Genomic DNA, 20647 nt, shown 5'->3' on the forward strand with positions numbered 1-20647 from the left:
CTTCTCCTGTTATTCAGTATGCGACCGGTAGCGGGTCGAGCGATCGCCAAATATACCAAGTCGCCACGCTGCAATAAGGGGCCCAGGCAACAGCCACCTCGCGCGCATCGCTGCGGCTGACGGGGTCGCCCGAGAAGTAGTTCTGGCTGATCCCGTTGATCAGGCCGAGGTCGTCCAGTGGCAGCACGTTGGGTCGCATCAAATGGAAGATCAGGAACATTTCGGCGGTCCAGCGGCCGATGCCACGGATTGCGACCAGTTCCGCGATGATCATCTCATCGGACATGTCCTTCCACGAGTCGACGTGCACGGCGCCCGAATCGAAATGCAGCGCGAGGTCGACCAAATACTCCACCTTGCGCGCCGAAAGCCCGGCCGCGCGCATGTCGTCGACCTTGAGCTTGAGCACGCTGGCCGGCGCCATCTTGCGAGGCAGTTCCGCGAAACGGTCCCAGACCGATTGCGCCGCCTTCACCGAGATCTGCTGCCCGACGATGCTTCGCGCCAGGGTCGTGAATGCGTCACCGCGCGACTCCAGGCAAGCGTCGCCGAAGCGCGGAATCAGCCGCTTCATCACGCGGTCTTTCCTGGCGAGGTGCTTGCAGGCCTCTTCCCAGTAGTCGGGGGTGAAAACCTGGATTTCTGGCTGCTTCGCAGACGGCATCGTTCTTGTCGCGTTCACTGAGCCGACGTCCATGTCGTGCCGGTCAGGGAGTCTTTCAGGACGATGCCTTGCGCCAGCAAATCGCTACGAATTCGGTCGGCTTCAGCAAAATTCTTCGCTGCCTTGGCTTCGGCACGCTGCTGAATCAGCGCCTGGATCGAGGCATCGTCAAGCACCGTACCAGCTTGCAGGAATGTTTGCGGATCTGAATGAAGAATACCGAGGCAACCGCCCAGCGCCTTCAAGAGCCCTGCCGATTCCGCCGATCGCGTGCGGTTGACTTCGCCGGCAAGGTCGAAAAGGACCGCCACCGCCTCGGGCGTACCGAAGTCTTCATCCATCGCCGCCTTGAAGCGCGCGGCATACGTATTGCTCCAATCGATGCTTGCCAGCGGCGCAGGCGCCACCGCAAGCAACGCGTTGTACAGCCGCTTGAGCGAGGCACGCGCATCGCTCAGGTGGGCATCGCTGTAGTTGAGCGGGCTGCGATAGTGCGCTCGCAGCACAAAGAATCGGATCGTCTCGGCGTCGAATTCCTTCAGCACATCGCGAATGAGAAAGAAGTTGCCCAAACTCTTGGACATCTTTTCATCGTCGATGTTGATGAAGCCGTTGTGCATCCAAATGCGAGACAAGGGCTTGCCGTTGGCGCCTTCGCTTTGAGCGATCTCGTTCTCATGGTGGGGAAACTGCAGATCCGCGCCACCGCCGTGAATGTCGAGGGTTTCGCCGAGCAGTTCGCACGCCATCGCCGAGCACTCGATATGCCAGCCCGGCCGACCAGGACCGAACGCGCTCGGCCACTTCACTTCGTCGGGTTCGGCCGGCTTGGCGCTCTTCCACAAGACCGGATCGAGCGGATCATCCTTGCCGTCAAGCACCGCAACGCGTTCACCGGCGTGCAGTTCATCCAGCGACTTGCCGCTCAACTTGCCGTAGCCCGGGAACTTGCGCACGGCATAGTTCACGTCGCCATTGGGCGCGCGGTAGGCCAGCCCCTTTTGTTCGAGCGTGGTGATCATCGACAGCATTTGCGGGATGTAGTCCGTCGCACGGGGTTCGTGCGTCGGCCGTTCGATTCCGAGCGCGTCGGCGTCCTCATGCAGCGCGTTGATCATCCGATCCGTGAGCGCGCGAATGCTCTCGCCGTTCTCGACGGCGCGTCGGATGATCTTGTCGTCGATGTCGGTGATGTTGCGAACGTAGTCCACCATGAGACCCGACACCTTGAGCCATCGCTGCACGACATCGAACGCGATCATCGAACGCGCATGGCCCAGGTGGCAGTAGTCGTAGACAGTCATCCCGCACACGTACATGCGCACCCTGCCTGGTTGCAGAGGAGAAAATTCCTCCAGTTCACGCGAAAGCGTGTTGTAGATGCGAAGACTCATGAAGCTCGAAAAGCGTCGGTTCGCGCGCGCCAAAACGGGCGAAAGACAGCGGGTTTTTCAGGGGTGAATGTACTGTTGGGACGAGGGGTTGGAGGTGGCCCCTCGGCTACAATTCCTCGCAGTATAAACGGCCACCGACGGATATTTTCCGCGTGTTTACGAGGCCCGTGTCCTCCCCAATACTCGAGGCTTCATGCAGAGCGCCGCTACCTTCACCTCATCGCTTTTTCGCCTTTTCCCTGCCCTTCTGGCGCTGACCCTGGCGCTGACCTTGAGCGTGGCACATGCCGACGACTATGGCGATGTCAACGCGCTTCTCCGCCAAGGCAAGCCTGACGAAGCACTTGCCAAGGCCGATGCCTACATCGCCGGCAAGCCTCGCGATCCGCAAATGCGCTTCCTGCGCGGCGTGATCCTCACCGAGCAAGGCAAGCAGACGGAGGCGATCGCCGCCTTCACGCAGCTCACGCAAGACTTCCCGGAGCTGCCTGAGCCGTACAACAACCTCGCCGCGCTGTATGCGGCGCAAAGCCAGTTCGACAAGGCGCGCGCGGCGCTCGAAATGGCGACCAAGCTCAACCCCGACTACGCGACCGCGCATGAGAACCTCGGCGACGTGTATGTCCGACTCGCGGCGCAGTCCTATAGCCGCGCAAAGCAACTCGAACCCGCCAACACCACGGTGCCGCCAAAGCTCGCACTGATCCGCCAGATGTTCAGCGCGCCAAACGCCGGTGACCTCCCGCCGGCACCCGCCGACGGCCGCAAGCCCGTGCGCCGGTAGGCCACTTCTCCAACGCGCTTCGGCGCAACTTTCGGAAAGCGACTCTCCCGTGACTCTTCAAGCCATCTCGCGCCGTGCGGCGCTGATTGCGGCCGCCACGCTGGCCATCACCGGATCCGCTTGGGCGCAGGCGCAGAACGCGCCGCGAGTCAAGCTGAGCACGTCGGCCGGCGACATCGTCGTCGAGCTCTACCCCGACAAGGCGCCGAAGACCGTCGAGAACTTCCTTCAGTACGTCAAGGACAAGCAATATGACGGCACGGTGTTTCACCGCGTCATCGACGGATTCATGATCCAGGGCGGCGGCTTCACGCCTGACATGAAGCAGAAGCCGACGCGGGCTCCAATTCCGCTCGAAGCCAAGAACGGCCTCAAGAACGACAAGTACACGATCGCGATGGCCCGCACGTCCGACCCGAATTCGGCGACCGCGCAGTTCTTCATCAACGTGAAGGACAACGCCAACCTCAATGCGCCAAACCCCGATGGCTATGGCTATGCGGTGTTCGGCAAGGTCGTCTCCGGCACCGAGGTCGTCGACAAAATCCGCACCGCCCGCACGGGCAACAAGGGCGGCATGCCTGACGTCCCCGTCGAAACCATCACCATCCAGTCCGCCACCGTGGCGAAGTAATCAAAGGAGCCCTCATGAGCAATCCCCAAGTCGAACTGCACATCAAGGACCAGGGCGTCATCACGCTCGAACTCGACCAGGACAAGGCGCCAAAGACGGTCGAGAATTTTCTCGACTACGTCAACAAGGGCCACTACGACAACACGGTGTTCCACCGCGTCATCCCTGGCTTCATGGTTCAGGGCGGCGGATTCGAACCCGGCATGTCGCAAAAGCCGACAGGCGCCGAAATCCAGAACGAGGCCAACAATGGCCTCAAGAATGACAACTACACCGTGGCAATGGCACGCACCAGCGCGCCGCACTCGGCCACGGCGCAGTTCTTCATCAACGTGGCCGACAACGGCTTCCTGAATCACACCGCACCGTCGGCCCAGGGCTGGGGCTATGCGGTCTTCGGCAAGGTCGTTGCAGGCAAGGAAGTCGTGGACAAGATCAAGGCCGTGAAAACGGGCCGCAAAGGCTTCCATGACGACGTGCCGCTCGACGACGTCGTGATCGAAAAGGCCGTCGTCAAGGCCTGACGTTCCCATGGAGGCGTTTGCAGAGATCGTGGCGCCGGTGACCTGGCGCACGGTCGATCTCATCTCCGACCTCCACCTGCAGGCCGCGGAACAGGCCACTTTCGACGTCTGGCGCGGCTACCTCGAAACCTCGCCGGCCGATGCGATCTTCATCCTCGGCGATCTTTTCGAGGTGTGGGTCGGCGACGACGCGGCCACCCTCCCCGGCTTCGAAGCTCAGTGCGCCGACGTGCTCCGCGTCGCAACGGCACGTCGGCCCGTCTACTTCATGCATGGCAATCGGGACTTCCTGCTCGGCCCCGCCTTCGCGGCGCAAAGCGGCATGACGCTCATCGACGATCCGACGGTGCTGGTCCTCCACGGCAAGCGTTGGCTCCTGAGCCACGGCGATCTTCTGTGCCTTGAAGACACCGAGTACCTGCGGTTCAGGGCACAGGTGCGGACGCCCGCCTGGAAAGACGCCGTGCTTGCGCGGCCCATCGAGGAACGCCGCACGCTCGCCCGATCGGTTCGCGCGCAGAGTGAAGACCGCAAGCACAGTCCCGACATGGTCTGGGCTGATGTTGATGCCGATGCAGCGCGCGACTGGTTGCACAAGGCGGGCGCCGCAACGCTGGTGCATGGCCACACTCACAAACCCGCAGTCCACCCGCTGGGCGAAGGGCTCCAACGCATCGTCCTGAGCGACTGGGACGTCGCCGCCCATCCTCCGCGCGCTCAGTTGCTGTGCATCTCCAGCGCCGGCGCCCAACGCGTCGATCTCCGCTGATGCTTGCATGGCTGCGCAAGCTGCGCGCGCCGCTCCGCATACCCGATCCGGCTTGGCGGGCAACGCTCGCGCGCTATCGCTTCCTTGCAGAACGTCCCGCAGCCGACATGGAACGCCTTCGCGAATTGGCGGCCGAATTTCTCCGCGACAAGCGCTTCCATGGCGCGCACGGTTTCGTCATCTCCGATGAAGTCGCCCTGGCGATCGCCGCTCAGGCTGTTCTCCCGGTGCTGCACCTGAAGGGCGGCCTCAACTGGTATGACGATTTTGTCGGCGTCGTCGTGCATCCGTCCGAAGTCGTGGCCCAACGAACGACCATTGATGCGGCCGGCGTAGTCCATCAATATGAAGAGATCGTCGCCGGCGAGGCCATGGACCGAGGGCCCGTGATGTTGAGCTGGCAAGACGTGCTCGCCAGCGGCGCAACTCAAGCCGAGGGCTACAACGTCGTGATCCACGAATTCGCCCACAAGATCGACATGCGAGGCGGTTCGGTCGACGGGTGCCCGCCCTTGCCGCCCAACTTCCGAGGGACCTCGAATGCGCGCGAAGCGCGTGCCGCGTGGATGGCAGTACTGCAACCCGCCTTCGATGCCTTCAGGGAGAAAACCATCGTGGCGGAGCGCTTTGGCGGGGAGCCCCCTTGGCTCGACGGGTACGGCGCCCAGTCACCGGGCGAATTTTTCGCGGTCGCTTGCGAGGCCTATTTCGTGAATCGCATCCAGCTTGCGGGTGACTTCCCCGCGCTGGCCGCCTTGTTCGACGATTTCTTCCTGCCGCCAACCGGGGCTTGATCCTCAGGAATCGGCCGGCGCAAAACCGGCCGATCTCCCTTACTTGCGAAGCAGCGCCTTGAGCGCGTTCTGCAGTCGGCGCGCGGTGGCCGCATCGTGCGGTGCCGCCAGCACTTTGCCGGCATCCTGGCCCCAGGTTTGCGCAGGCGTGGGGTCGCCGCGTCGCGTCAGGAGCTTGAGTTGCAATGCGCGGCGAGCGTCGAGTTGCTCCGCCGGCGTCGGTACCTCGGCGGCCATCTCAAGGCGCAGCAGCGCTTCGGCGGCCTCGACAGCTTGCACTGAAGGTGCCGATCCCACTGCCTGCGACCAACTGGTTCGCACCGCAGGCGTTACGGCACGACCCAACTCCTGCGCGCTCGGCAACTGCGCCGGATCGCGCTTTTCCCAGGCGCCAAGAACCTGCGTGAGTGCCTCACCATGTGCTTGCGCCGCAAGCTTGCGCAACGCGAGTTCTGCACGTTCGAGCGCATCGCGTTGCGCGCGGAAGGCGGCGTCGCCCAAGCGGGGGCCGCGGTCTTCGAACCGCGGCGGGCGGTCGCCGAAGCGACCAGCGCCCGCGGGGGCACCGCGCTCGGCGCCACGCTGCGGTCGGTCGCTGCCGGGGCCGGAACGACCGCCCGGGCCGCCAGGAGCCCCACGGCTGTCGCGGCGATCGCCGAACCTTCCGCCGCGCGCGGCCGGAACGCCTTCACCCTTCTTGTTGCCGGGTCGGTCATCGCCTCGCACGGCGATCACCGGCTTGGGTGCCGGCTTCGGCGGTGCCGCCGGAGGGGTGGCTTGGGCGTCCGCGCGCGCGGATGCATCGGCGCCATCGGCAGGCGCGACCAGATCTGGCGTGCCCGGCTCGGCGGCTGCCGGCTCCGCGGACACGGCGTCAGCATCTTCCGGGGAAGGCGCCTGTTCGGCGCTTTCGCTGAACTCGGCAGCAGCTTGACCGGGTGCGACCACTTCCGTCGCCCCCACCGAAGGGCCATCCGCTGCGGCGGAGTCTGCGGGCGCAGTCTTGGGCGCGGGCGCCGGCGTGGGTGCAGGGGCCTCGCCGCGGATGGCGGCTTCGAGCTGGGCGACTGCGAGGCGGATCTTCTGCGCGTCGCCGGTCGCGTTCGCGGCCTCGAGCGCCTTCGACGCATTCAGCACGTTGCGGTCGTGCTCGCTCATCGCTGCGGATGCCTTTTCGCGCTCGGCAGTCTTTCGGTTGAAGGCTTCGTCGATCGGCGCGCGGAATGCGTCCCAGAGCTTCTGCTCTTGACGGCGGTCCAATGGCACGGCTTGAGCTTCGGCTTGCCAACGCTGCTGGAGCGCCTTGACCGCATCGATGCGCAGCACCGGCGTGGCGCCGAGTTCGGCGGCTTCCGCAATCATGGCCTGGCGACGCTCGACGCTCGCCTTCTGCTGGGCCTCGAACGGCGCACGCGCGGCGCCGAAAGCCTCGCTCCACTGCGCTTGCAGATCGGCGAACACCTTTTCGCCAACGTGTCCCGCATCGCGCCAGCGATCGGCGAACTGATGCAGCGCACGATTGACCGCCTTGAGATCGGAAGTCTGGGCGTGTTCCGCGGTCCAGGCCTTGAGCTCTTCGATCAGGGCGAGGCGCTGGGCACGATGCTCGGCGGCGTCGGCGCGGACTTTTTCGAGCCAGGCCTCGACCACCTTGTGGGCTTCGTTGCATGCCTCATCGAATCGCTTCCAGAGCGCGTGATTGGGGACGCCGCCCTGGTCGGACTGCTTCCACTGCTCGCGCAGCGCGCGGAGCGTCTCCTGCATCTTGCGGCCGCCCAGGGCCTGGCCTTCGGGGCGCTTCAACAAGCCTTCGGCCTTGGCAACGAGTTCTTCCCGGACCTTGTCGGCGCTCCAGCGCTGCCAGCCTTCGAGTTCGCCAGCGGCCACCAGCGCAGCATGAACACGGGCCTCCAGGGGTGCGTCGACCAACCGGCCGTGCTCCTTGAGCACCGCGCGAAGGGCCGCCGCCGCGCCGGCACTCCCCTTGCCATGACCTTCAGCCGTTTCCTGCTCGAGCTTCGCGAGCGCGGCTTGAACCGCCTCTTGAGCGATAGCCCGTTTTTCAGGGTCGACCCTCGGGCCGGCTGGCTTCTGCGGAGCGGGAGCCGCTGCCTCCGGAGCACCGCCGCGCGCGATGCGCAGCTCGTCGGCCCAAACCGGCACCGGCGGGAGCGGCGCGGCAGGATCCGCCGCAGCGGCGAGCGCCTGCGCCAGCGCCGCATGGAATGCATCCGAGACCACCAGGAGTTGTGCCTTGGAGGACTCGAGTTGCGGCGCAAACTTGGCATCAAGGCTGCTCCAGTTGCTGTCGGCTGCAATCTCGGCGGCCTGTTGCTGCCAGTGCGCGACATCCGCGCGCAAGGCTTCTTCGGCGGCCTGCGCGTCGCGCCAGCTCTTTGTCGACAGCACTTCGAAGCGCTGCGCCAGAAGCACCGCCGCCTCACGATGCACTTGTGCGCGATGCTGAAGGTCTTCGATGCCCTTCACGCGCTCGGACAGGCGCGCCTTGAAGCCCGCGAGCGGTTCACGCGACAGCGGAGCACCGGCCTTGGCGGCGTCGCGCTGCCACGCCAGGGCATCGGCGATGTTCAGCTTGGGCTGGGCGAGCAGCGCTTCGGCCTTGTGCGTCCATTCGACGGCGATCGCCTCCTGGCCTTTGGCGCGCTTGAGTTCGTCGAGCTTTTCTCGCAGCAACCGCGCAGCACCCTTGTCGCGTCCGCTGAGTTCCTTGAACACGTCCTGCATTTGCTCGGGCGACGGATTGCCGGCGATCCACTCGCGAATGCGCTGCGCGCGCTCGCCGGAGGTGGACGCCGTGAATGCGCCGCCGGTCAGGGTGTCGAGGGACTGGAGGTCGTGAGGCTTGGAAGAAGTTGATGTCACTGCGCGAATATCGTTATCTGTAGAAGAAAAGCGAAGGCGCCGGCAATTGCCGGCGCACCGCTCCATTTTCACCGACTTGCTGCCGCCCGGCTCAGCGGGTTGCGAGTTTCAGCTCGGCGACCGGTTTCCAATTGTCGCCCTCGGCCTTGGTCCGCACCGCGCCGAGGAAAAGACGCTCACTCGGCACCTTTTGGGCCAGCAGGTAATCGCGCACGGCCGCGCCGCGATCCACGGCCAGTTGCCGCATCGACTCTTCATCGACGGCGACGTTGGCGGCAAGCAGCTTCTCCATTTCCTCGGTTGGCAGATCCTTGGCCAATCCCACCATGTTCCGGGGCTTGGTGATCTCCGAACGTTTGTAGGCAGCGGCCAGCAGCGCCGGGTACTCGGCCTCCGTGAGCGGCTCGACGTCGGCCGCATTCTTGCCCGCCCGGACGGCGGCTCTCCGCTTCTCAGTCTGCGCAAGAGCGCGAACTCGCTGGCGCTGGTAGGCCTCGCGCTCGCGCTCCAGGCTGGCCGTGCCCACGACCGTCATCTGCAGGGCCGGCCGGTCGACGATGGCTTTTGCGACCTTGTCCAGGCTTTCCTTGGCTTCGGCAGACAGGTCGGAATTGCCCAATGCAAATACGATGGAGCTCGATTCGCCGCCCCCGCCTCCGCCGGTCAGCAAGGCGAAGGGCGCCGTCGCGGCCTTAGCAATCAGGTTGACGATAGCCTTGAGGATCAGCGGTCCTATGCTGAATTCCGGGTCGTTGATCGATCCCTTCAGCGGCAGATCGACGTCGATCACGCCGTTGCGATCGGCCAGAAGCGCCACTGCCAGGCGAACCGGCAGGCTGGCCGGGGCGCCCTCCACTTGCTCGCCGAACTGGAGTTGATTGAGGATCAGCCGATTCGACGCCGTCAAGCTGCCGTCCGGAGCGATCTTGTACGTCACGTCCATGCTGAGCTTGCCGCGCTCGATGCCGTGTCCCGCGAACCGGATTGAATACGGCGACAGAGGCGGCAAGTCGAGCTCGCGCATCTTGGCTGTGATGTCGAGTTCGAGCGGCTTGGCGAGCGGATTCAGCTTGCCGTTGATCTCCAGCGATGCCGTCTGCTGGGCTTTTCCTCGAAGCTCGAGGTCCGCCAGTGCGGGCCTGTCGCCCTGGGGCTTGGACGAGAAAGCGCTCAGCTTGCCCGTGAGCTCCGTCAGATCAGCCGAATAGTTGGGCTTGATGAACAGGTCGGAGAAGTCGATCTTGCCGTTGACCAGCGCCATCGGCCCGAAATTGATGATCGGGGCCATTGGATCGGCCGGTTCCGCGGGCTGCGCACCCGCCGCGGGTGAAGCCGAAGGGGCCGAAGGCGCGCCGCCGACCACCAGTTCCGCGCCCGAAAGCGGTGCCTTCTCCTTCTTCGCGGCAGTCGTCGTATTCGTCCCCCGCCAACTGCGCTGCGTCTTGATTTCCGTTGACGGAGCGCTCTCGGCTGCAGTCGGCGTCGGCTGCCCCGGCTTCTTGGTCAAGTCCAGCAGATTGAGGCGCCCGGTCGGATCGATGATGACGCGCGCGAAAAAATCGCTCAGCGTGGTCTCTCGCACGTCGAGCGTCAGCGGCGAACCGGGAACCATGTTGACCTGCACGCCGCGCAAACCCAAGGTCTTCCAACTCAGCAGCTGGTTGCTGCTGGACGAGCCTGCGGTTTGCGTGAGGGCGGCGCTGTTGGCGCGGAAATCATCGACAGCGGTGTCCCCGGCCAACCGGACATTCATGCCCTTACCGGTGTCGGAATATTTGACGGTGCCTCGATAGCTCGCGAATGCGCGGCGGATGTCGATGTTCAGCGCGTCGGCGTAGTACGCCTTGAAAGCGTGAGCTGGAAGAGAAGCGACCAGGAGCCGGCCCTCGGCTGCCAACGGCTTCAGCGCCAGATTGCCGTCATATTCGAAGCGCCCCGGCTCTGCTCGGCCCGACCCGATTCGGCCAGACAGCTTGAGCGGCGAGACAGTCGGCGTATTGGGCGCGATCTTTTGCGCGTTCACCTTCAAGGCGCTGATCTCGAAGGCGACGGGCGTCGCGCTCGCGTTGTCCGCATAGGACACTGCGCCATCTTCCACTGCCACCGTGCCAATGGAAAGAGCCCATGGCCTGGTGTTCGCCGCTGGCGTGGATCCCTCGGAGGCCTCGGACGCCTGGGGATTCTTGGGCGCGGCCACCTTCGCGTCCACAGTGCCGCCGGCAGGAGCCTTCAGCCAGCGCTCGAACATCCATCGCTTCTCGTTGTCCCGTTCGACACGAATCTTGGGGCTGCCAGCCGTCAACGAACCGATCGCGAGCGTGTGCGCGGTCATGTCGACTTCGGCATCCTTGATCTCGAAACGTCCCAGGCTCGCCAGCGCGGTCTTTTGTTGCGTGAGCGCCAGCCCTTCGGCAACGACGCTGCTCGCCTTGAGCTTGAGCTCGGGTTGCGTCCACGCAATCTCGACATGCCCGGTCAGCTTTCCGTCCAGCGTCGGTTCAAGGCTTTGCGCCAGATAAGGAGCGGCCAGCGACAACGGGAGCGCGTCGACCTGAGTCTGGACGTGCGCCACCTTGTCGGTCGCTTCACCATTGAATTTGACGGCCGCGCCGCCGACGGAAGTCGAGCCGTTGAACGTCGCGGGTTTTTCCATGGGCCAGGTCACCGCATTGACTTCGACCGCCAGATCCTTGACGTCGATGGCCGCTGCAGGTTGCGTGGTCTCGTCACGCCAGCCGATAGCGCCCTGTGTCAGTGCGACCTTGTCGACCTGAACGCGCCATTCGGGCGGCTCGGCGACCTTGGCAGCGCCCTCTCCGTCTTGTGGCGGGGCCGGCACCGCGACGACTTTTTCCTTTGCGCCGGTGCTGGGGTTGATCGCCAGGAGGTTGATCTGGCCGCCCGGGTCTCGCGCCACCGCAAGTTGCGGCCCTGCCAGAGCAACTTCACTGAGGTGAACGACCCGGTCCAGCGGCCTGACGTCAGCCAGGGCGATCTTCAGCGAGTCGAAACCCAGAAGATCCTTGCCTTTGGTGTCCGCGACTTTGATGCCGTTCGCGGCGATGGTGCCTGTGATCTTGAGCCCCGCCGTGGCCGCCTGCTCGAAATCCACCTTCAGGTCGGCATCGAGCTTGCCGGCTTGCACCGACACGGGAAGACCGCCCGGCATGTACGCCAGATAAGGAACGAGGTCGAGCCCCTGGAAGCTCAGTTGCGCATCAGTCTTGTGGCTTTCGGCGAAAGGCGTGGACGATGCGGACGAATCGAACTTGCTGCCGTTGAGCACGAAAGCGAGCTTGGGCTCGGTCTTGACTTCGCGCTGAGAGGCCAGATTGCTCAGGAAGGGCACGTTGAGCACGAAGTTGCGCAGTTCGTGCTTGCGCTTGACCTTCTGGTCGTCGAAATCGAAAGACCCGCCCGAGATTCCGATGTTGTAGATGGCAAAGCGCGGAGGAGCGCCCTTGGGAGCGTCCGGCGCGGGGGCCAGTTTTTGCAGGATGTCGTCGATGTCGTACTTGCCGTCCTCAAGATGAGTCAGGAGGATCGCCGGCGAGTCGATGGTCACTGCATCGATCACCGGTGCAAACCGGAGAATGGACTGCAACTCCCCATCCATATAGATGCGCTTGATGGCCAGCTGCGAGCGCGCGCCATCGGCCGTGGCGATCTTCAAGTCGTTGACGGCGAGTTCGAGCGTCCAGGGTTTGAAATCGATCTTGCCGACCGTGACCTGTCGGCCCAATTTCTCGCTCGCGATCTTCTGGATCTGGCTCTTGGCAATCGGCGGAACCGCCAGCCACGCGATAGCCCAGACGCCCGGAAGGACCAGCAAAGCGACGATCCCACGCCGCACCCATTTGTTTTGTTTCAGCCAAGCTGCATTCATCGACCGGGAGTGTGCCCGAAACAATTGAAGGCGAAACGGTGTTGACATTGAGTTGCCAAAGAAGAAAGCCCGGTATCTCGACGCTGAGCCGAGACACCGGGCTTGATGGCGGGCGCAACGCCCATGCCATCGTTTCGCGCGACCGGAAGTTCAATGTTCCGGCCAGGCTGGCAGCAAGGGATTGCCACCATTTGGCCTCAGTCGCTGAACCGCGGGATTCCTCCTTCGGCTGCTGGACCTTGGTGATACGCCTCAATTCGAGGCCTCTTGAGCGTAGGCGCCTCGCGGAAAATTTTCAAGTGAGGTTTTCAATCGAAAATTGGCGCCCGATGCGCGAACTAACGTTTACATGAACGGCCAAGTTTTCGAATATCGATTGCATTCCTTATTCTTGACCGGGTATTTAGCCGCTCCTAGAATGCCGCAGCCCTGGCGCCGGACGGCCCAGGACTCTCACAACTCCGCTGCCGACTTTCCCCGGCTTTGATCAGGCGACCGCGCTCCTCCACCATGCGCGGACCTGATTCGTACCAATCCAAGCGCTGCTGCGTTCTGCTTAGCCCAAGGGCATTGCGAACAGGCGCCGCCAGAAAGGAAAAAAAGCGATGAAGCAGGTGCTTGATGCCACCGCCCGAGGGCTACGTACCTTCGCGTCCGACGTTGTCGACGGCTTTTTCGAAATCACCCACAACGGGTTTGCCCTTGTCGGGCTCGCGATCGTCTTTGCCGCCATTGCCATGGTCGCTCGGCCCGATCTTCGCCAATCGGGTGAAGAACAACTCATGGGCTGGCTCCAGTCACGCAAGCCGGCCCCCGAAGTCGCGGCAACGACCGATCTCGAACCCACAGCCATTGAGCGGACCACGGCCGCCAGCCCTCAGGAATTGCCCAAGCAGCAAGCCGCCGTCGCGTACTGGCTGAGCAAGAAATACCGCGTGGCCGTCGAGCCCCTGACCGTCCTGGTCGGCGAAGCTTTCGAACTCGGCAAGCGCACGAAGCTCGATCCGACGCTCATTCTGGCGATCATGGCCGTCGAATCCAGCTTCAATCCTTTCGCCCAGAGCCATGTCGGCGCTCAGGGCCTGATGCAGGTCATGACCCGCGTCCACGGCGAAAAATACGAAAGCGCCGGCGGCACGTTGACTGCCTTCGATCCCGTCACCAACATGCGCGTCGGCGTCAAGGTGCTGCAGGAATGCATCGCCCGCGCCGGCTCTCTCGAGGGCGGCCTGCGCTTCTACGTCGGGGCAGCGAATCTCACCGACGATGGCGGCTACGCCTCCAAGGTCCTGGCCGAGCACGAGCGTCTGCGCCAGGTCGTCGCGGGGCGCGCACCCTCGATCATGGCTCCGTCGCCGGCAGCGCGCCCGAATCCTGTTCCCGTCGTGGGCCCAGCGCCCGCCAAGCAGCCGGCGACTGATCCCGAGCGCGTCGCCTTGCTTGGGGATTCGTAGGCTTTTCGAGACGACGGCGACCGTCGTCAGCTACACTCGGCCAGCACGCGACTGGCGATAGGCGCAACCCTTTTCAGGTGCTTTGCGCTGACGTGGACTACCACTGGGAAGCGTGCCGCCTGCAGTCTCGAGCAGGCGTTCCGCCGTTCGCCTGGGCAGCCCTTGTTTGGTTGAAGAACAAGGACCATCGTCTTGAAGGACTGCCATGTACAACCGCAATCATCTGGTCGAACAGACCGATCCTGAAATCTGGGCTGCCATCCAGGCCGAAAACGCCCGCCAGGAACACCACATCGAGCTCATCGCGAGCGAAAACTACGCGTCGCCGGCTGTCATGGCTGCCCAGGGCTCGCAACTCACCAACAAGTACGCCGAAGGCTATCCGGGCAAGCGCTATTACGGCGGTTGCGAGCACGTGGACGTGGCCGAGCAGTTGGCCATCGATCGCGCGAAGCAACTCTTCGGCGCCGACGCGGCCAACGTCCAGGCGCATTGCGGCGCCTCCGCCAACGAAGCCGTCATGCTGGCCTTCCTGAAGCCCGGCGACACCATCATGGGCATGAGCCTGGCAGAAGGGGGGCACCTGACGCACGGCATGCCGCTCAACATGAGCGGCAAGTGGTTCAACGTCGTGAGCTATGGCCTGAATGACAAGGAAGAAATCGACTACGACGCGATGGAACGCAAGGCGCATGACGCAATGCCCAAGCTCATCATCGCGGGCGCGTCGGCCTATTCGCTGCGCATCGACTTCGAGCGCTTCGCCAAAGTGGCCAAGGATGTCGGCGCGATCTTCATGGTCGACATCGCCCACTACGCCGGACTGGTCGCCGCGGGCGTGTATCCCAACCCCGTGCCTCACGCGGACGTCGTCACTTCCACTACGCACAAGAGCCTGCGCGGCCCGCGCGGCGGCATCATCCTGATGAAGTCGCAGCACGAAAAGGCCATCAACAGCGCGATCTTCCCGGGACTGCAGGGTGGCCCGCTGATGCATGTGATTGCCGCCAAGGCGGTCGCCTTCAAGGAGGCGCTCTCCCCCGAATTCAAGGCGTACCAGCAGCAGGTGGTCAAGAACGCTCAGATCGTCGCCGAGACGCTCACCGGGCGAGGCCTGCGCATCGTGAGCGGCCGCACCGAAAGCCACGTCATGCTCGTCGACTTGCGCGCCAAGGGCATTACGGGCAAGGAAGCCGAAGCCGTGCTGGGTGCCGCCCATATGACGATCAACAAGAACGCCATCCCGCATGACCCGGAAAAGCCGATGGTCACCAGCGGCGTGCGCATCGGCACGCCGGCGATGACGACCCGCGGCTTCAAGGACGAAGAAGCGCGAATGACCGCCAACCTGATCGCCGACGTGCTCGAAAACCCGCGCGATGCGGCCAACATCGAGGCGGTGCGCGCCAAGGTGAACGCGCTGACCAGCCGCTTCCCGGTCTATCGCTGATCCCATGACTGCCGTGCCCGGCGGAGCCGCCGCATGAAATGCCCTTTCTGCGGCCACCTCGAAACGCAGGTCGTCGAGACGCGCGTTTCGGAGGACGGCGACTTCGTCCGCCGCCGCCGGCAGTGCAGCGCTTGCGACAAGCGCTTCACCACCTACGAGCGGCCGGACGTGAACTTTCCGGTCGTGGTCAAGAAGGACGGCAGCCGCGCCGACTTCGTGGCCGCGAAGGTCCGCGCCTCGATGATGCTGGCGTTGCGCAAGCGCCCGGTCAGCATCGAGCAGATCGACACGGCGTTGCTGCGCATCGAGCAGAAGCTGCTTTCCAGCGGCTTGCGCGAGATCGAATCGACGAAAGTGGGCGAGCTCGTGATGCGCGAGCTCAAGCGACTGGACAAGGTCGCCTACGTCCGTTTTGCTTCGGTCTACCGCAGCTTCGAGGATGTGGACGAGTTCAGGCAGTTGCTGAGAGACATCTAGCGAGAATCAACCTCAACCCTGCAGTCCCAAGGGGGCGCAGGGCCGCGGAGCAGGTTATCCCTTGCCGCAACTGCCCCCGCCGCAGTCACCTTTTTTGTCGGGGTCACAAATCCGTGCCCGGCCCGATACGGACAGAACGACGGCACTGCGTCGTCCCGTCGATGCCCTGAATGTCACGCACCCGGCGCTCGCCCGCGAAAAGCCATTGGCATCGAAGGCAATCGATTTGTCGAAGCCGTTGCCGGTGCTGGTATCGACTTCGATTCCAGTCCTGAGCGCTTCGAATGTGCGCAGCACTGCCGACTCGTCATCCACCGCAGTGGTCACCTCCCATCCATTGTTCCAGTCGCGACTCGTTGCGGTCAGCGTTGTCTTTTGCGAACGCTTCATGGCCTCCGATCGCGCAAGACTCAATGCAGCAATGAAATCGCTCGCGGTCGAGGCGAGACGTTGATTGAGCAGCAGATCCCTGAAGCTGGGAACGGCGACTGCGCTCAGGATTGCGACGAGCGCAACAACGATCATCATCTCTATCAATGTGAACCCGCGGGCACCGCAGCGATATGCAGGGCGAAAGACGCGTGCGTTCATTGCCAGCACCTGCTTTGGTCGTCGCCGTCGCATCCCTTGACTCCGGTGCTTTCGAGCCAGATGTTGCCTACGGCAGGATCGGAGAAGCCGGCCCTCAAAGTGGCAGTCAGCCGGATGCAATGGCCAGGATCATCGCGTCCGTCGCATGCGCCGAGAGCGATCTCGTACTTGCTGTCGCCTTCGCTGTCGCCCGAGCCTGTCTTGTAAAGCGCCTTGTTGTACCTTGCGCGCTGCGTGTAGACGCGCTCCTGCTGCTGCATTTCCTGCATGAGTGCGGTACGAGCTTCAGCGCGCCAACCCTTTCGGACGGAATCCATGTACGACGGATAGGCGATAGCGCCAAGGATGGCAACCAGCGCCACCACGATCAGCATTTCGATCAGCGTAAAGCCGCCAGACAAGCACGGCCGTTCGGTAGCCGAGTGCTTCATTTGCGGATGTCCTTGAAGTTGAGCACTTCGCGCCAGTTGAGACGGCCGGCAATTTGCGAGATCACGCCGCCTGCATCGCCTGCGATAGGGCTGACGATTGCACTCCCCGGACGGGAGCCCTCTCCCGAACCGAGGTTGATGACAGAAACCTTCTTGCGCTCGATGCGCCGGCCAAAGGTATCGGTCGAGCTGAAAGCGCCCTCGCCTTCCTGGATCAACAGCGGCGCCCCGAGCACACCAACGGTGGACGGAATGCAGGTGCTGCCCGATGACAGTCCGGTCATCGCATTCACCGCGCAGCTGTGCCCGCCGCCCCCGTTGCCTTCCAGGCCGCAAACGTTCGAGTCCGGAATCAACGTGTTGAACACCAAATAGCCATCGCTCAGCACCATTTGGGAAACTTGGCGCTCTCCTTGGCTCTCCGCGTCCGGCAGATCGAAGTACCAGCCTCGACGGTGCGGCGTCTTGGCGTTGTAGTTGCCGTAGACGAAGGCATCGCCGGAGATGGTGAACTGACCCGCGTGCTCGATATCGGCCTTCACCTGTCGCTGCTGCAAGTGCGTGCGAGTCTCGCTGTCGGAGATGGCCATGCCGGTGTCGTATACGCTGTAGAGCGTCTGCGTGTTGCGGCTGGTCAGGTCATCGATTTCGACGAATTTGCCGGTGCCGAAGAGCACGATCGCACCACCGTTCGGCCCTGCACCCACCTCCGGCGCAATTGTGATGGGCTGCCGTTTGCCCGCATCGTCTTTCGCGACCATGAGCGGTGCACCGCTCAGTGCCAGCGCGCCAGACTTGGCCGACTCGTTCCACGGCGCACTCTTGGTGAAATCGAACTTCCACAAATTGCCTTGGGTGTCGCCGGCAAAGAGCAGAAGGGTCGTGTTGTCTGCGCTTGTGTAGTCGCCCACCGGACCCAACGCATTGACGACAGTCGCATCGACCGGATCAGGCAGCACGATCTTGAAATAATCCTTCTCGATCACCCATGGCGTGTTGGCTTGCTTGTCCAAGGCCAGCAGGAACAGAGCCGCTGCCTTGTTCGGATTGCCGTTGTTGAAGCCCGAGGGCACCACGGCAAACCATCGATAGACGCCGGCCTGGCCAGCCGCGGCCGCCTCTGTCCGAAACTTCATGATGCGCGGCGCCTGAGTGACGTGTCCCATGTCCGAGTCATCCGCCCCCGTGAATTCCCACATCACCCGATCTTCAGAAAAGCGCGCCGGGTCGGAGATGTCCAGTGCGAAGACGCCGCGTGCGCCGCCGCCCATACCTGAGACGAGCACCGTCTTCGCCGATCCGTTTGCCGATTGGATTTCACCTGAGACGGAATTGCCGTCGACATAGGACTGGTGCCCATAGTCAGGTGACGTGTAGGCGCCGAGCCTTGCGTGCAACGCACGTGGCACGTAGGCAAACAATTCGTCGCCGCTATCGGCTGCGAAAGCGTGGAGCATGCCGTCGTTCGAGCCGACGTACACAGCCTGCGCAGCGGCGTTTTCGACCCACAGTGGCGCAGCATTCGCGATGTCGCCCATGACCGAATCACGTGTTCTGAACTGGCCATTGCCGCCTTCGGCTTCCTTCGAACGATCGCCGCGGAGATAGTCGACGCGGGCCTCGCCGAGATTGTCTTTTGTACCTGTCGCGGAATAGGGTTCCGTGTCCAGGCGGCCCTTCAACGTGGCGTCTTCTTTCAGCGCATTCCAGGTGAATTCAGCGCCGGCGCCGGAACTGAGCATGGTGAAGATGCGCCGTGTATCAGGGTCGCGAGCCTGGATCGGCGGATTCGCCTGAAGGTTGCCGGTCAGTCGATCGCCAGCATTCCAGATCGGCGTGGCGTCCTGGCCTGCTGCACCGTTTTCATGGCGCAACTTATAGGCGAGCACCGAGCCAGACCATCGCGTGCTGTCCGCTTGAGGAACGTAAAGCGTCCCCCCGGTGGACGCAATGCGCGAATTCGACAATGCACCCCCTGCAGGGCTCCCGCTGCTCACGCTCGACGCGCCGGCACTTGCACTCGCAAAAATCCTGCGAACGGCCGCGACCATCTTCCGAGGCTCGTCGGCGAGGAAATATTTGGCCGGCTTGGGCTTTGCGTCGTTGTCGACACCGGATTGCCATTCGGCATTCGAAAAGGATTCATCGGCGCCCGCTCCGATGGAAGTCACGAATGGATTGCCATCGTTGTTCTTGTCGTCGAAGCCGCCGTACTTTGCGGCCAAGTAGAACGAACTGCCGCGTTGCTTCTCACCCATGGTGCCCGAGCCCGATTCGTCCATGTCGACGGCGTAGGTCTTGACGCGCACGCCCGGGTAATCGCCCCGAATGGATTGCGTGTTGGCCCAATAAGCCAATCCTGCCCATCCCAATGATCCTTGGTCGGCCCCGACATCCAAGGTGTCGATGTTTGCAGAGGTGATTGTTTGCCTGTTCGCAAGATGGTCGGTATAGGCAATAGCGCGCGGCCCCGCATCATTGCCGCGCGTCATCAAAGTGGCATTGCTTCCCGAAGGACCAGGGTATGAAAGAGCCTCATTGTTCTCGAATGCCCCGACGATCCTCGACCAGAAAGCAGTGTCAGGATCCGCGGCCTCTACCTGGCGAAGCCCGGCCCATCCGTCCAGTCCATCCGTCATCAGCCCTGGAAGAGAGCCGTCATGGTCCGTGTAAGGACTTCCGATCACGACAACATGATTGCGCTGGCAGCTTGAGACTACAGGGTCCCAACCGCTCTTTGCACCTGCGCCCCAGCGGCTCGTCCCGTTGTAAACAGGAAATCCGTCTCCCATGGCTGCAGTGATGTTTCTGGTGGCAGCGGTCGTCGGTTCCAGCCCCTGCAAATACCGGAGAGACTCGTAATACATCTCGCCGGCCGGATCGAGATCCTTGTAGTTGGCGATTGCAGAACCGGTGCGTCCGTATTGATTGATGTAGTTAACGACGCCGCTGGTCCCTTCGCTGCTCGACAGGGGGTTTGCCAGGAACACCCCGCTATCGGCATCCCATTCGGCTTCGGCGTTGGCGAGCTTCTCGAACTTGTCGCTCTCCGTCGTCGGGCCCACGAATTTCATGGGCGCACGCAGGGCACCGCCGTAACGGGCATTGCCCTGCTCCATCAAATAGCCGAAAGCCGCGAAGCGCATCTTTTCTGCAAACGCCTGGATCGTGCCCGCTGGCTTGAATTCGCCATTTGGATATCTCACGCAAAGGCCGCTGCGAACGGGGCCTTCCGACGTCGAGCAAACCTCGACGCGCGCCAAATACGGCCCAGATCCATCAGGTCCAAAACTCTGATCCGTTCCGGGGTTGCTGCATGTTCCGGACGACGTCGGCCCCACGAACAAAAGATTGCTGCAATTGGAAAAGTGCAAAGTGCCGTCTTTCTCGACGCCCCCCTTCGCGACCAATGGCGTCAACTTGTCGAGATGGCCCTCCACAGACCGTTGGGAAAAATGGCTCGAGTTATAGAAGTCGGACGGAAGCACCGCGCGTTGGAGCACGGTGGCGCTCGGTGTGTCTTTCACACGATCGCCGCCTGTCAACGCGTATCGCAACATGTCCACGGCGGACGAGGCGGCCCAGTTCAACAGGTTGCCGCTCCATTGATCCGAACAGGCGATGGCCCCATTCGAGATGCTCGCCGTCGCGGTCCGCTTGAAATACCCGTCCGCCGTCGAATAGTCGTAGCACCCCATCGGGTCCCAATAGCCGACATAGGCCGCCTTGATGTCGAAAGGGGTTCGATACGCAGCTCCTGTTGTCGAGGATGTGACGGAGAGGTCCAACACCATGTTGGGCTTGACCGGCAATGACGCGGCGTAAAGCGGCAGATCCGGAAGGACAGCGTCTGGCGGAGCCTGAACACTAGCGGCCCATGTGGACATGCCGGCGACATAAAGGGCCATAGCG

Annotated in this window: 15 protein-coding genes and 1 riboswitch; of the genes, 8 read left to right on the forward strand and 7 right to left on the reverse strand. The window is 63.1% G+C overall.

All coding sequences use genetic code 11. The annotated features are described in order from the left end of the window. Positions 1–13 precede the first annotated feature (13 nt). The gene (locus AC1DSF_RS03785) at positions 14–664 is read right to left on the reverse strand and encodes a DNA-3-methyladenine glycosylase family protein (RefSeq protein WP_478123544.1); all 651 of its coding nucleotides are present in this window, start codon (positions 662–664) and stop codon (positions 14–16) included. A gap of 14 nt (positions 665–678) precedes the next feature. Beyond that, a complete protein-coding gene (gene cysS, locus AC1DSF_RS03790) occupies positions 679–2058 on the reverse strand; it encodes a cysteine--tRNA ligase (protein WP_478123545.1) in 1380 nt (459 codons plus the stop codon). A gap of 193 nt (positions 2059–2251) precedes the next feature. Between cysS and AC1DSF_RS03795 the strand changes: the two genes are divergently transcribed. Genes AC1DSF_RS03795 through AC1DSF_RS03815 form a run of 5 tightly spaced genes read left to right on the forward strand, consistent with a single transcriptional unit; the run spans position 2252 to position 5563 of the window. Next, positions 2252–2842, forward strand: coding sequence for a tetratricopeptide repeat protein (locus AC1DSF_RS03795; protein WP_478123546.1), 591 nt, complete (start codon positions 2252–2254; stop codon positions 2840–2842). A gap of 49 nt (positions 2843–2891) precedes the next feature. Next, complete coding sequence (locus AC1DSF_RS03800) at positions 2892–3476, forward strand: peptidylprolyl isomerase (protein WP_478123547.1); 585 nt, start codon at positions 2892–2894, stop codon at positions 3474–3476. A 14-nt stretch (positions 3477–3490) separates the two neighbouring features. Next, positions 3491–4000 carry a peptidylprolyl isomerase gene (locus AC1DSF_RS03805; RefSeq protein WP_478123548.1) on the forward strand — a complete coding sequence of 170 codons (510 nt, stop codon included), beginning with the start codon at positions 3491–3493 and terminating at the stop codon, positions 3998–4000. Between the two features lie 7 nt (positions 4001–4007). Continuing rightward, the gene (locus AC1DSF_RS03810) at positions 4008–4769 is read left to right on the forward strand and encodes a UDP-2,3-diacylglucosamine diphosphatase (protein WP_478123549.1); all 762 of its coding nucleotides are present in this window, start codon (positions 4008–4010) and stop codon (positions 4767–4769) included. Beyond that, positions 4769–5563 (forward strand): M90 family metallopeptidase, encoded by a 795-nt coding sequence (locus tag AC1DSF_RS03815; RefSeq protein WP_478123550.1) that lies wholly within the window; start codon positions 4769–4771, stop codon positions 5561–5563. The genes AC1DSF_RS03810 and AC1DSF_RS03815 overlap by 1 nt, the downstream gene beginning before the upstream one ends. A 39-nt stretch (positions 5564–5602) precedes the next feature. Here the strand turns inward: AC1DSF_RS03815 and AC1DSF_RS03820 are convergent, their stop codons facing one another. Together AC1DSF_RS03820 and AC1DSF_RS03825 are read right to left on the reverse strand one after the other, a co-directional pair. Continuing rightward, the gene (locus AC1DSF_RS03820; RefSeq protein WP_478123551.1) at positions 5603–8446 is read right to left on the reverse strand and encodes a DUF349 domain-containing protein; all 2844 of its coding nucleotides are present in this window, start codon (positions 8444–8446) and stop codon (positions 5603–5605) included. 91 nt (positions 8447–8537) lie between these two features. Continuing rightward, the gene (locus AC1DSF_RS03825; RefSeq protein WP_478182348.1) at positions 8538–12332 is read right to left on the reverse strand and encodes a DUF748 domain-containing protein; all 3795 of its coding nucleotides are present in this window, start codon (positions 12330–12332) and stop codon (positions 8538–8540) included. Between the two features lie 605 nt (positions 12333–12937). Between AC1DSF_RS03825 and AC1DSF_RS03830 the strand changes: the two genes are divergently transcribed. The 3 genes from AC1DSF_RS03830 (at position 12938) to nrdR (ending at position 15713) form a co-directional block, all read left to right on the forward strand. Next, positions 12938–13786 carry a transglycosylase SLT domain-containing protein gene (locus AC1DSF_RS03830; protein WP_478123553.1) on the forward strand — a complete coding sequence of 283 codons (849 nt, stop codon included), beginning with the start codon at positions 12938–12940 and terminating at the stop codon, positions 13784–13786. Between the two features lie 37 nt (positions 13787–13823). Then, positions 13824–13950: riboswitch (ZMP/ZTP riboswitch) on the forward strand. 41 nt (positions 13951–13991) lie between these two features. Then, positions 13992–15236, forward strand: a complete 1245-nt coding sequence (glyA, locus tag AC1DSF_RS03835; RefSeq protein WP_478123554.1) for a serine hydroxymethyltransferase — start codon at positions 13992–13994, stop codon at positions 15234–15236. Between the two features lie 33 nt (positions 15237–15269). After that, positions 15270–15713 carry a transcriptional regulator NrdR gene (nrdR, locus tag AC1DSF_RS03840; protein WP_478123555.1) on the forward strand — a complete coding sequence of 148 codons (444 nt, stop codon included), beginning with the start codon at positions 15270–15272 and terminating at the stop codon, positions 15711–15713. A 54-nt stretch (positions 15714–15767) separates the two neighbouring features. On the opposite strand, the gene AC1DSF_RS03845 is transcribed toward nrdR, so the two are convergent. The 3 genes from AC1DSF_RS03845 to AC1DSF_RS03855 are packed head-to-tail and all read right to left on the reverse strand — an operon-like array spanning position 15768 to position 20643. Continuing rightward, entirely contained in the window at positions 15768–16304 is a 537-nt protein-coding gene (locus tag AC1DSF_RS03845; protein WP_478123556.1) for a GspH/FimT family pseudopilin, read from the reverse strand. After that, entirely contained in the window at positions 16301–16735 is a 435-nt protein-coding gene (locus AC1DSF_RS03850; protein WP_478123557.1) for a type IV pilin protein, read from the reverse strand. Before AC1DSF_RS03850 ends, AC1DSF_RS03845 begins: the two co-directional genes overlap by 4 nt. Then, positions 16732–20643, reverse strand: a complete 3912-nt coding sequence (locus tag AC1DSF_RS03855) for a pilus assembly protein (protein ID WP_478123558.1) — start codon at positions 20641–20643, stop codon at positions 16732–16734. Before AC1DSF_RS03855 ends, AC1DSF_RS03850 begins: the two co-directional genes overlap by 4 nt. Positions 20644–20647: the final 4 nt, after the last annotated feature.

This window comes from Variovorax sp. 01N429, from assembly GCF_056399425.1.

What these genes read in the sequence shown, in the direction of transcription:
- AC1DSF_RS03805 (WP_478123548.1), top strand. Translation starts at nt 3,491, where the DNA reads ATGAGCAATCCCCAAGTCGAACTGCACATCAAGGACCAGGGCGTCATC.
- nrdR (WP_478123555.1), top strand. Translation starts at nt 15,270, where the DNA reads ATGAAATGCCCTTTCTGCGGCCACCTCGAAACGCAGGTCGTCGAGACG.
- AC1DSF_RS03810 (WP_478123549.1), top strand. Translation starts at nt 4,008, where the DNA reads ATGGAGGCGTTTGCAGAGATCGTGGCGCCGGTGACCTGGCGCACGGTC.
- AC1DSF_RS03815 (WP_478123550.1), top strand. Translation starts at nt 4,769, where the DNA reads ATGCTTGCATGGCTGCGCAAGCTGCGCGCGCCGCTCCGCATACCCGAT.
- AC1DSF_RS03850 (WP_478123557.1), bottom strand. Translation starts at nt 16,735, where the DNA reads ATGAAGCACTCGGCTACCGAACGGCCGTGCTTGTCTGGCGGCTTTACG.
- AC1DSF_RS03825 (WP_478182348.1), bottom strand. Translation starts at nt 12,332, where the DNA reads ATGAATGCAGCTTGGCTGAAACAAAACAAATGGGTGCGGCGTGGGATC.
- glyA (WP_478123554.1), top strand. Translation starts at nt 13,992, where the DNA reads ATGTACAACCGCAATCATCTGGTCGAACAGACCGATCCTGAAATCTGG.
- AC1DSF_RS03855 (WP_478123558.1), bottom strand. Translation starts at nt 20,643, where the DNA reads ATGGCCCTTTATGTCGCCGGCATGTCCACATGGGCCGCTAGTGTTCAG.
- AC1DSF_RS03830 (WP_478123553.1), top strand. Translation starts at nt 12,938, where the DNA reads ATGAAGCAGGTGCTTGATGCCACCGCCCGAGGGCTACGTACCTTCGCG.
- AC1DSF_RS03785 (WP_478123544.1), bottom strand. Translation starts at nt 664, where the DNA reads ATGCCGTCTGCGAAGCAGCCAGAAATCCAGGTTTTCACCCCCGACTAC.
- AC1DSF_RS03795 (WP_478123546.1), top strand. Translation starts at nt 2,252, where the DNA reads ATGCAGAGCGCCGCTACCTTCACCTCATCGCTTTTTCGCCTTTTCCCT.
- cysS (WP_478123545.1), bottom strand. Translation starts at nt 2,058, where the DNA reads ATGAGTCTTCGCATCTACAACACGCTTTCGCGTGAACTGGAGGAATTT.
- AC1DSF_RS03845 (WP_478123556.1), bottom strand. Translation starts at nt 16,304, where the DNA reads ATGAACGCACGCGTCTTTCGCCCTGCATATCGCTGCGGTGCCCGCGGG.